The organism is Halomonas sp. S3-1-1 (assembly GCF_023757625.1).
Classification (GTDB): domain Bacteria; phylum Pseudomonadota; class Gammaproteobacteria; order Pseudomonadales; family Halomonadaceae; genus Vreelandella.
This window is the reverse complement of sequence record NZ_JALGBZ010000004.1, coordinates 1-11,268: the sequence shown is the minus strand read 5'-3', so window position 1 is coordinate 11,268 and position 11,268 is coordinate 1. Positions and strand designations below refer to the sequence as shown.

General features: G+C 58.5%; 10 protein-coding genes and 2 rRNA genes. 6 read left to right on the top strand and 6 right to left on the bottom strand.

Going from position 1 to position 11,268, the window contains the following annotated elements:
* Window positions 1-94: 94 nt before the first annotated feature.
* The 3 genes from MQW23_RS12540 to MQW23_RS12530 form a co-directional block, all read right to left on the bottom strand.
* Window positions 95-967, bottom strand: coding sequence for an OmpA family protein (locus tag MQW23_RS12540; protein ID WP_252108526.1), 873 nt, complete (start codon window positions 965-967; stop codon window positions 95-97).
* Window positions 968-1,264: 297 nt separating this feature from the next.
* A complete protein-coding gene (locus MQW23_RS12535) occupies window positions 1,265-1,732 on the bottom strand; it encodes a DUF2489 domain-containing protein (RefSeq protein ID WP_252108525.1) in 468 nt (155 codons plus the stop codon).
* Window positions 1,733-1,861: 129 nt separating this feature from the next.
* On the bottom strand, window positions 1,862-2,890 hold the full coding sequence (locus MQW23_RS12530) for a COX15/CtaA family protein (protein ID WP_252108523.1): 1,029 nt from the start codon (window positions 2,888-2,890) through the stop codon (window positions 1,862-1,864).
* Window positions 2,891-3,241: 351 nt separating this feature from the next.
* Here MQW23_RS12530 and MQW23_RS12525 point away from each other — a divergent pair, with 351 nt between their 5' ends.
* Both MQW23_RS12525 and MQW23_RS12520 read left to right on the top strand, forming a co-directional pair.
* Window positions 3,242-3,451, top strand: a complete 210-nt coding sequence (locus tag MQW23_RS12525) for a hypothetical protein (protein WP_252108522.1) — start codon at window positions 3,242-3,244, stop codon at window positions 3,449-3,451.
* A gap of 10 nt (window positions 3,452-3,461) precedes the next feature.
* Entirely contained in the window at window positions 3,462-3,791 is a 330-nt protein-coding gene (locus tag MQW23_RS12520; protein WP_252108520.1) for a DUF6482 family protein, read from the top strand.
* A 25-nt stretch (window positions 3,792-3,816) separates the two neighbouring features.
* On the opposite strand, the gene MQW23_RS12515 is transcribed toward MQW23_RS12520, so the two are convergent.
* Window positions 3,817-4,449, bottom strand: coding sequence for a TetR family transcriptional regulator C-terminal domain-containing protein (locus tag MQW23_RS12515; protein ID WP_252108519.1), 633 nt, complete (start codon window positions 4,447-4,449; stop codon window positions 3,817-3,819).
* Window positions 4,450-4,626: 177 nt separating this feature from the next.
* Between MQW23_RS12515 and xdhA the strand changes: the two genes are divergently transcribed.
* The 4 genes from xdhA to guaD are packed head-to-tail and all read left to right on the top strand — an operon-like array spanning window position 4,627 to window position 10,673.
* Entirely contained in the window at window positions 4,627-6,078 is a 1,452-nt protein-coding gene (gene xdhA, locus MQW23_RS12510; protein WP_252108517.1) for a xanthine dehydrogenase small subunit, read from the top strand.
* Window positions 6,062-8,485, top strand: coding sequence for a xanthine dehydrogenase molybdopterin binding subunit (gene xdhB / locus MQW23_RS12505; protein WP_252108515.1), 2,424 nt, complete (start codon window positions 6,062-6,064; stop codon window positions 8,483-8,485). Before xdhA ends, xdhB begins: the two co-directional genes overlap by 17 nt.
* Window positions 8,482-9,345 (top strand): xanthine dehydrogenase accessory protein XdhC, encoded by an 864-nt coding sequence (gene xdhC, locus MQW23_RS12500; protein ID WP_252108513.1) that lies wholly within the window; start codon window positions 8,482-8,484, stop codon window positions 9,343-9,345. Before xdhB ends, xdhC begins: the two co-directional genes overlap by 4 nt.
* Before the next feature lie 5 nt (window positions 9,346-9,350).
* Window positions 9,351-10,673, top strand: coding sequence for a guanine deaminase (guaD, locus tag MQW23_RS12495; protein ID WP_252108893.1), 1,323 nt, complete (start codon window positions 9,351-9,353; stop codon window positions 10,671-10,673).
* A gap of 286 nt (window positions 10,674-10,959) precedes the next feature.
* Here the strand turns inward: guaD and rrf are convergent.
* A 5S ribosomal RNA gene (gene rrf, locus MQW23_RS12490) occupies window positions 10,960-11,075 on the bottom strand.
* A 105-nt stretch (window positions 11,076-11,180) separates the two neighbouring features.
* Window positions 11,181-11,268 (bottom strand): 23S ribosomal RNA (locus MQW23_RS12485); the annotation flags it as partial.

Sequence of the window (11,268 nt, the reverse complement as noted above, 5' to 3'; positions counted from 1 at the left end):
CGCCGGCCGAAGCCGACGCTTTATATGGACCCTGACCGCAAACGCGATTCGGATCGGCAACGGATACCGAAATATCCGTTACGTTACGAGTGGCTTAGTTCCACTCGTCCAGTTCTACACGACGGTTCTGAGCACGACCTGCGTCGGTGTCATTGGTCGCGATCGGACGCTCTTCACCGTAACCCACAGCGCGCATGTCGCTGGCCGGAACGCCACGCTGGTTCAGGTAACGAGCGACGGACTCGGCACGCTCCTGAGACAGCTGCATGTTGTACTGGTCGGAACCAACAGAGTCGGTGTGACCGGCGATGCTGACGCGAACGCCTTGATTGCTAACCAGACGCTCGGCAACGCCGTTCAGAACCTGCTCGGCTCCGGGCGTCAGACGTGCGGAATCGAACTCGAAGTTAACGTTTTGCAGTACAACGCTCTCTTCACAGCCCAATGCGTTAACTTCGACACCGGCCGGAGTGTTCGGGCACTGGTCACGGTAGTCCGGCACGCCGTCGTTATCGGAGTCCAGCGGGCAGCCTACGGCATCAACCTCTACGCCGGCCGGAGTACCCGGGCACTGGTCGCGGTAATCCGGAACGCCGTCGTTATCGGAATCCAGCGGGCAGCCCTGCGCGTCAGTGGCAACGCCAGCAGGTACTTCGCCGTAAGTCGGGCACTGCGGAGCGACCGGCTCGGGCGTACGGTCGGCACACAGCAGACCGCCGATGGCTGCACCGGCAGTAGCGCCGATTGCGGCACCGCTTTCCTCGTCGGAGCTACCGCTAACACCATAGCCGATACCACCACCGATCAAGCTGCCAGCCAAGCCGCAAACGAAGGGGTGCTCATACCACTGACGGTCGCTGCTCGACGCGCTTGCTTGACCGGTAGACTGGGAAGCAGAGCTGGCACACCCGGAAAGGCCTACTACCAAAGCCGACCCGATGAGCAAGCCTGTCGTTGATTTTTTCATGCAAGACTCCTTCTTGATCCAATGCTAACGAGGTCGATTAACCACGTTTGTCCAATGCTTCTTATATAACGAGAGCATCCGTTTTTTCGTTTGATCGGTGTGTAATGAACCAAGGCTCACTTACCCGATCGATTCGCCAATCGTCCCCTACCCCTTGGGCAAGCTGGATGGCATCAATGCCTTGATATCAACTTCTTGCCAATACCGGCATATCTAGCATAGCAAAACTCTTGTAACCGACGCCAAGAAAAGTACGCTAACTTACGAGGCGCGTCTATAAAGACGTTTTGCTCAATATTAGTGTAGCGCCGAGCGACCCTTAGCGCGCCATTCGAGCACTGCTCGCGCGGCCTTCAATACGCCCGGACGCATTTCGGCTTCTACCTCGAGTCGCTCTTTATCTTCTTGCATGCGTTCACGCGGGGTGAGCTGCTTTCTAGCCGAATGCGTCTTTAGATGACGCGTTCGATTGTATACATCGGCAAATGCTTGAAACTCTTGACGTTTAGTAAGGCTTGGATCGACTATTTCTAGCAACACTTTACAGCGCCAGCTGCCTTCGGTTATGTCGACCTGCTCCTGCACTAGGGCGCTTGCAACGTAGTCGAGGTTTTCCAGGCTGTTTTGCTGAGCACGTTGATCCTCTTCAAGGCGAAAGGCCTCGCGGCGTTTGACCTCTTTACGCAGCGTAATAGCGTAGGCGCTTAGACCGATCACAACGCCAGCGCCTAAAATTAGCAGTATTAACGCCCAAAGAGAGTTCATGCGCCAGTCCTGTCAGGCCGTATATGCTCTTCACTCGATAGTTTATACATGCCTTTGCCTTTACCGAAATAATATTTATGCGGAAATTGTACACTCTATATAGCTGATTTGCCCAATATTATCGAGAAATTAGTTCAACGCTACTGTTTTATCTACATCTACCTCTTCAAGCTGACGCCAGTGCCACCAAGCCAAACAAAAACTCGCCGAGAGCAGTACCGCTCCGGCGGTATGCAGTAACGCCAACCAAAGCGGCAACCACATTAACACGTTCGCAGCGCCCAACGCCGCCTGAGCAAGGTAGGCGCCAAGGGTCAAACTGAGCATGCCGCGAAGCGAAACTGCGTGCCTGTATCGGCATAAAAGTGTCATCAGTGCTAGTCCTAAAAGCAGCGCACCGAATCGGTGGATGAACTGAATGGCGGTGCGCGCGTCTGCGTGTAGCTGACCGTGCAGATAGTTTGGCCCCACCGTTTGCGTTAAATGTAGCGCTTCGCTGAAATCCATCGGCGGCCACCACTGAGCATTGCAGGCAGGGACGCCCTGGCAGGCGAGCCCGGCATAGTTGCTGGTGACCCAGCCGCCGAGTGCAAGTTGCAGCACCAAAAGCAACGCGGCGAGCGCCCAAAGCGGGTTGCCTGCTCGACGACCTAAAGGCGTTTGCTGTTGACTTCGACGAACGCGTAGATAAAGCCATAGGAACAGCATAAGCACGCTGATACCGCCTAAAAGGTGAAGCGTCACCACCTGCGGCCATAGTTTGAGCGTAACGGTCAACGCGCCGAAGGCGCCTTGAAGCGCAACGACACCCAGCAGCACGATGCTCAAGTGCCAGGGATAGTCTTCAAGGTGACGAAGCGCGTGGCCCAGCAATACGATCGTCACGACCATCGCTCCCAAAAGCGTGGCCATATAGCGATGAATCATTTCCATCCACGCCTTGGCAGGCTCCAGCGGCGAATCGGGATGCTTGAGCACGGCGTGTTCACTATCCGGCACCAGCAGGCGCCCATAGCAGCCTGGCCAGTCCGGGCATCCAAGGCCAGCATCGACCAGCCGAGTCCAGGCGCCAAGAAGAATCACGCAGGCTGTTAGAAGCACCCCTGCTAGCGTGAGATAACCAAGCCATTTCAACCGTTTCTCCATGGCGTACTGCATACTGTTTCCTTACCGTCGGCCCGGCTCTTCAAGATACGCGCGCCTTGCAATAGAACGTTTGAAATAGAACTGCCTGGTTGGCCAAGCGCTCATTATCGGTATTGCCTCATCGCAGTGTAAAAGACGCGCTTTTGCCTTTACGCGTGGAGGCGCGACCTTCGCGACGCTCGCTCATTTACCCACTGCCGACCTTACCTCTGGAGCGTTACGTACAGGCGATGTCGCCCGTTGGCTAAATTGCGCGACGATGGGCGCCACTATCCGCTATAGTTTGGCGAGTCAGGGTAGCACTATCGCGCCGTAGGCAAGATGGTTTGTATCCAATCAAAAAAATTCCTGGGGAGTTATTTAATGTTTCAACGCTGCACCCTCTTGTCCGCCTCATTAATAGCCGCCGTGCTGACCGGCCTTTCCGGCTGTACGACCTACACCTGGCCTGACGGCTCAAAGGAAACCGTGATCGGTGTCGTACCGGAAGACGAAAATCAGCGCTTCGAGGAACAGCGAGCCGAAGGAGCACGTTATCGCGTCCCGGGTATCGCCTCCGAGCCCCCGCAGTAGGAACTCTTTCATGTCACTCGACACCATGACGCTAGAAGCGCTTGCAAACGAGACGGCGCCGGCAGCCACTTATCGTATCGAGATTCATGCACTGGATAGCAGTTGGTACATGGTTCGCCTTCACAGTCGAGAAGGCGTGCTAATACTAGTGGATGAGAATCAACGTGCGGTGCGCTATACCGGCCCGCAATGGATAAGCCGGGCGCTAAGGCCGCTTGGCTTCACCGACGCTGTTTTAACACACTCCGATGTCTTCGATGAAATGATCGGCGCTCCAACTCAAACCGTTTCACCAGAAGAGCGTCTGGCTTTTGGTACGCGCGTTGCGCTGCAAACCTAACCTGCACTTATAAAACGAGTGACGCTCACGCAACACCGCACCCTTTCAAAATGACCCGCTCCAGAAAAGCGCTGATATCGGCAATCTCAGTGTTGCTCAAGTACTCACATCCAAGAATGGCATTCACCTGAGCGCCATATTCGGCGTAGTGCTGAGTCGACGACCAGATAAGAAATATCAGATGGCGTGGGTCAACATCGTCCATTTTTCCCATTGCCGACCAGGCTTTCATCACGGCGGCGCGGCTTTCGACCCAAGCTCTGAGCTCACCTTCCAGGTATTGCTCGAGAAACGGCGCCCCGGCCAGAATTTCCGCCGCGAACAGGCGCGAGCCCTCCGGGTAACGCTGACCGAGCTCGATTTTGGTGCGAATAAAGCGGCCCAACACTTCGCGCGGGTCGGATTGCGGGGTGATATCGTCGAGCACCGTGTTCCAGCGGGTCATCATCCTGCTCAATAGCTTGAGATAGAGCGCCTGCTTGTTTCCCATGTAATAAAGAACGTTGGCCTTGGGAAGGCCGGCGCGGTCGGCAATGGCTTGCAGGCTCGCGCCCCGGTAACCGTGCAGTGCGAAAACGCACTCGGCCGCGTCCAGAATGGTCTTTTCCTGGGCCTCACGGCCGCTTCTCTCCTTTAGGGGTTGCCGGGGGCTTTTCATAGGTTTCCTTGAGCGTTGAACAGAAGTGGCGCCGCCTTAAAAAAACCGCTCGAGCGCACTAAAAATGCGCACTCAAGCACCGTTTGAGGGCGTCCAACAAAGTCTTGCACATCGATTTATTTTAACCCAAGCTCTAGCGTATTGACCGATTGGTCAGAACAAAAAAGAGGGATGATCATGGCAAGCGTCGAGTTTTTACTCAACGGGGTGTTGAAACGCTGTGATGTAGCGCCGGATACCAGCGCTCTCAACCTGCTGCGCGATACGCTTGGGTACACCGGCACCAAAGAAGGCTGCGCCTCCGGCGACTGCGGCGCCTGTACTGTTGCTCTGCGCGACGCAAGCGCCCCGGATGCGGCCTTTACCAGCGTGAACGCCTGCATTACGCCGGCGCATCAGTTGCAAGACAAGCTTTTAGTGACCGTCGAAGGACTCGAGACGCCTGAAGGATTACATCCCGCTCAGGAGACCATGATCGAGTGCCATGCCAGCCAGTGCGGCTTTTGCACGCCAGGCATCGTCATGTCGCTTTTTACCCTCTATCAGGGAAATGCGTTCAAAGCGCCGTTTAGCCATCAGGTACTGGAAGAAGCATTGGGGGGGAATCTCTGCCGCTGCACCGGCTACCGCCCGATTCGCGACGCGGCACTTCAGATGCAAACCATGCGCTGGCAGCCGCCGGTCTGGCTCAGTGCCATAAATCCTATCGAACACTCGACGCCCCCCAGCGAGTGCGAAGAAGAAGCATCCTTTTTTAAAAGCCCCGCTTCGCTCGAGGCGCTGCTGGACCTGCGCGCGCATCATAAAAGCGCGCGGCTCGTAGCCGGCGCCACTGATCTGTGGCTTGAGAGCACCCAGCAACTCAGGTCGCTGGATCAGTTGATCGATGTGACCCGGGTCGACGAGCTACGCCGCATCGAAGCAGCAGAGTACCAGTCCATACCAGGCTGGTGGATCGGCGCGGCGGTGACGTATACCGAGCTTGAAGCGCTTTTCGAGCATCACTTCCCTGCGTTTGCCCACCTGCTCTCGCGGCTGGGCTCCCGCCAGATTCGAAACCGCGGTACTTTGGGCGGTAACATTGCCAACGCCTCCCCTATTGGCGATACGCCGCCAGTGCTCTTGGCTCTGGGGGCCTGGCTCGAAATCGTGGGGCCGAACGGCGCGCGCAGGCTGCCGCTCGAAAGCTTTTTTGTCGACTATAAAAAAACAGACCTGCAGAGCGACGAAGTGATCAGCCGTATTTTCATCCCTTCGCTGACCGAGCACGCGGCGCTGCGCGTCTGGAAGCTCTCCAAACGCCGTGAAGACGATATTTCCGCCGTTCTTGGTGCCTTTCACTATGTCATAGACGGTGGCGTTCTCAGCCAGGTACGCCTTGGCTTTGGCGGCATGGCCGCGATCCCAAAGCGTGCGTTGCACGCTGAAGCCGCGCTCGAAGGCCAGCCGGTGACTCAGGCGAGTTTTAAAGCCGCGCAGCGGGCTTTAGCCGAGGATTTCGAACCCATGTCAGACGTACGGGGTAGCAGCCACTACCGCCAACAGGCGGCAGCCAACCTGCTGGAGCGGCTTTACCTGACGCTTACCGCGCCCACTCAGGAGGTCATGATTCATGCGTACGCTCACTAAGCTTGATGGCGATAGCCGTCACGCTCGGCGCGAACTCGACCACCACATAAAAGGCTCCGGGCCGTTGGCGCGCCACACCGTGGACAGCGACGGGCGACGCCAGGCCGGCTCGTCGAGCCACCACGAAAGCGCTCGCAAGCACGTGACCGGCAAGGCGAGCTACATCGATGATCTCAAGACACCCTCAGATGCGCTGCACGTAGCGCTCGGGCTTTCACCGGCGGCGTTTGGCACACTGACGACACTCGAGCTCGACGCGGTGCGCCAAGCCGAAGGCGTGGTGGACGTGATCACCTTTGCCGACGTGCCGGGCCACACGGATATCGGTCCGGTCTTTCCGGGGGATCCGATTTTCGTCGACCGCGAGGTGAGCTACGCCGGCCAGTGCCTGTTTGCCGTCGCGGCGACCTCCTTTCAGGCAGCGCGGCGCGCGGTGACACTCGCCACTATCGACATCGATGAACGACCAGCCCACCTCGATCCGGTGGCCGCCGTTGAACAAGGTGAACTGGTACGCCCGACCCACGCACAGGAGCGCGGCGATTGGCAGGCAACACTCGAGCGCGCGCAAATGCTCGTTGAAGGCACGCTCTTCGTCGGCGGCCAGGAGCATCTTTATCTCGAAGGACAGGCCTGCGTAGTGCTGCCCACCGAGGACGAAGGCGTTCTGGTCCACACCTCCAACCAGCATCCCAGCGAAACGCAGAAGCTGGTCGCCGAGGTGCTGGGCATTCCCTTTCACGCAGTCACCGTCGAGGTACGCCGTATGGGGGGCGGTTTTGGCGGTAAGGAGACTCAAGCCTCGCCTTGGGCATGCATTGCGGCCATCATCGCGCGGCGCACGGGTCGCGCCACCCGCCTTCGGCTGCCGCGCACCGCCGATATGCAGGCAACCGGCAAGCGCCACCCTTTTCACAACCGTTATAAACTTGCCATCGACGAACGCGGCGTCATTCAGGGCGGCGATATCACCGTGATTGGCGACTGCGGCTACTCGCCGGATCTGTCGGATGCCATCGTCGATCGGGCCATGTTTCACGCCGATAACGCCTATTCGCTGGGTAACGCCCGAGTGACCGGGCACAGGGCGAAAACCCATACGGCGTCCAATACCGCTTTTCGCGGCTTTGGCGGGCCCCAGGGAATGATGGCGATCGAGGCGGCGATGGACGATATCGCCCGCCGAATTGGCGAAGACCCGTTGACCGTTCGCAAACGCAACTTCTACCGCGAGGGCTTTGAGACGACCCACTACGGGCAAAGTGTCGACCAAATCGCCCTGCTGCATACGCTGGTCGAAAAGCTCGAAAAGGATAGCGATTACTGGGCCCGTCGTGATGCCTTGACCGCGTTCAACGCGTCAAGCCCGGTCGTCAAAAAGGGATTGGCACTAACCCCGGTGAAGTTCGGTATCTCATTCACCGCGCAGCACCTGAACCAGGCCGGCGCCCTTTTGCACGTTTACACCGACGGCAGCGTGATGATCAATCACGGCGGCACCGAAATGGGCCAAGGGCTTCACACCAAGATCTGTCAGGTCGTCGCCCGCGAGCTGGGGCTCGATCTCGACGATGTGCGCATCAGCGCCACGCGTACCGACAAAGTCCCCAATACCTCCCCTACAGCGGCGTCAAGCGGCGCGGATTTAAACGGCATGGCGGCACGCAACGCGGCAAGCCACCTGCGCGAGCGCCTGTTTGATTTCGCCGCCGCCCATTTCGAAGGCGGGCTGGACCGCGAAGGTATGCGCCTGCAAGACGGTGAATTGATCGCCGGGTTTGGCGAAAGTGAATACCGACTCCCTTGGGGGGAGCTAGTTCAAACCGCCTACCTCAACCGGGTATCGCTTTCAGAAAAAGGCTTTTACGCCACGCCGCTGATTCATTACGACCGCGCGACCGGTCAGGGCCGCCCCTTTTACTATTTCGCGTTTGGCGCGGCGGTGTCTGAAGTGAGTGTGGACACGCTAAGTGGAGAGTATCGGGTCGAACGCGTCGACGTGCTCCACGATGTTGGGGACGCGCTCAACCCGGCTATCGATATCGGACAGGTCGAGGGTGGCTTCATTCAGGCCATGGGCTGGCTGACCAGTGAAGAGCTCAAGTGGAGCGACAAGGGCACGCTTTTAAGCAACAGCGCGGCAACCTACAAGATTCCCACCTTTGGCGATTTGCCGCCAATTTTCAACGTCTCGCTCATGGAAGGCCACCCCAACTCGATGGCGAGTCTGTACCGCTCCAAAGCGGTGGGCGAGCCGCCCTTCATGCTCGGCATCAGCGTCTGGTCGGCGCTGCGCGACGCGCTGTCGAGTCTGACGAACTATCAGCACTCGCCAGCGCTGGACACCCCTGCGACCCCGGAGCGGGTCATGCTCGCCGCTCAAACCATCCGGCCAAAGGCGCTATGAACGGCGCCGCGATCCGCTCTTGGCACGCGGCGCTGCACGACTGCCAGCAAAATGGCGCACCCCACGTGCTGGCCACCCAAGTCACGGCTCAGGGTTCTACCCCTCGTGAACCTGGCGCGCGAATGGTGATCACGTCCGATCATGTCTTTGACACCCTAGGCGGCGGCACCTTCGAGTGGCAGACCATTCAGGCCGCGCGGCGCTATTTAAAACAGGACAAAGCAGGCTTTCATCTCGAAGCGTTTTCACTAGGCGGGCGAAGCGGCCAGTGCTGCGGAGGCTTCGTCAACGTTCTGCTGGAGGTGTTTCCGGGTGCGCAAACCCACCTAGCGGTGTTTGGCGCAGGCCATATCGGGCGACACGTTATAGAACTTACTCACCCGCTCGACTGGCAGCGCTACTGGTGCGATAGCCGTCCCGCGACGCTACCTTTGACGCCTGAGTCGCCTCGCCTGTCACTGTTGCCCCTTACGAACGTAGGCCAACGCATCAACGCGCTACCGTCGGACTGTCACGTGTTGGTGGTGACCCACAGCCACGATGAGGACTACGCTTTGATCGAGGCACTCATCGAGCGCGATGACATCGCCTCGATCGGCCTGATCGGCTCCGAAAGTAAGTGGTCAAGCTTCAAGGGGAGGCTCCTGCGAGCGGGGTACCCACCTGCGTCTATCGAGCGTGTGCGCAGCCCGATCGGTACGTTCAACGGTGCCAGGCTGAAGAACAAGTCACCCTACGCCATCGCGCTGGCCGCGGTTACCGAGCTTTTATGGCTTACCGATACTTCCCACGATAGCGCCACCCGTGGGCTCGACAGCGCCCCACTGCGCGCGCTTTTTAACGATCATCAATCCCTTTAAGTGACCTGACCGTGACCCAGAATACGTTTATCCGCGCCGAGCTTTTGAGTTTCGCCAAGCCCCCGGGCGCCCAGGACCGCCCCGCTGCGGACAGCGTCGAGCATTTCGCAGACGGCCTTTTATGGCTCAAGGATGGCCTGATACACAAGGTGGGCCATTACGGCTCGCTCGTCCATGAGCTTCCCACGGGTGCCGATATCCTCGACTACAGCGACAAGCTGATCATGCCGGGCTTTATCGATAGCCACGTTCACTACGTCCAGCTCGATATCATGGCCTCCTACGGGCGGCAGCTGCTCGACTGGCTCAACGAGTACACCTTTCCCGAAGAGTGTCGATTTCAAAACGCCGAACACGCCGAGGCGCTTTCACAGGCGTTTATAAACGAAATGCTGCGTGCGGGTACAACGACTGCCCAGGTGTTCGGCTCGAGCCACCCAGTCTCCATGAACGCTTTCTTCAGTGCCTGTCAGACACGTGGCTTACGCATGCTCGGCGGCAAGGTGATGATGGATCGTAACGCCCCCGAGGCGCTTCTCGATGGCGAAGCCGGCATTCGGGATACTGAGCGGCTGATCGCCGACTGGCACGGCAAGGACCGGCTGAGCTATAGCGTTACGCCCCGCTTTGCGCCGACGTCCACCAAAGCTCAGCTGGACGCCGCCGGGGCGATTTTTCGTAGCGACCCGACCCTTTGGCTTCAAACGCATCTGGCGGAAAATCGCGGTGAGCTTGCTTGGGTAGCCGAGCTTTTTCCCGACAGTCTGGATTATCTCGCCGTATACGAGCAAGCCGGGCTGGTTGGGCCCAAAAGCACGTTTGCCCACGGCGTTCATCTCGATGACAGTATGCGTGAGCGCTTGGCTGCCCAAGGGGCCAGCATTGCGTTTTGCCCAAGCTCGAATCTGTTTTTAGGCAGCGGCCTTTTTGATCGTGACGCAGCAGAGCGCGCGGGTATGGCGTTCACTTATGCAAGCGATATTGGCGCCGGCACCGACTTGACCGGCTTTGCTACGCTTAAAAGCGCTTATCAGGTAGGCCAACTCAACAACCAGCCACTCACCGCGTGGCAGGGCTTTTATGGCCTGACCCACGGAAACGCCAAAACGCTTTCGCTTGATCATGCGATTGGCCAGCTAAAGCCCGGTCTCGAGGCAGACTTCGTTGTGGTTGACCCAAACGCTACCGAACTATTGAGCCGCCGCATTCATCGCTGTAGTACGTTAGGCGAGCGCCTTTTCGCACTGATGATGCTGGCAGACGACCGCGCCATTTTCGAAACCTGGGCGAACGGCGAGTGCCAGCACAGCCGGGATGGGTTGTTGTAGGAGCTGGCATTAGCCAGAGACTTGGCGCAACGCTCCGCCGGTTTAAATGGCAGGCACGGCGGCCTCCAACCCCGGGCGTCAGGTGACGCCATCGCCCGATGAATCGGGCCCCTGCAGTTGATCGGGAGGCGATTGCCTCTTAGGAGCAGGCTCAGCCAGCGATGCGGCGCACCGCGTCGCTTGGGTCGGGCGGCAGGCACCCTGCCTGCCGAGCCTTTTCCCTTCTTTTTTCCACGCATAAAAAAAAGCCCCGAACACAATGTGCTCGGGGCTTTTTCGAATGGGTGCCTGACGATAACCTACTCTCACATGGGGAGACCCCACACTACCATCGGCGCGTTGCGGTTTCACTTCCGAGTTCGGCAAGGGATCGGGTGGTTCACGCAAGCCATGGTCGTCAGGCGTAACTGGCAATGTATATCGGCTGACTGCTTTGTGATCGTCTCTGGCGTATCCGGGCCCTTTCGGGCGTCATTGTCACTGCGGGCCGAACCCCTTGGGTGTTATAGGGTCAAGCCTCACGGGCCATTAGTACACGTTAGCTCAACACCTTGCGGTGCGTCCACACCGTGCCTATCAACCAGCTGGTCTCGCT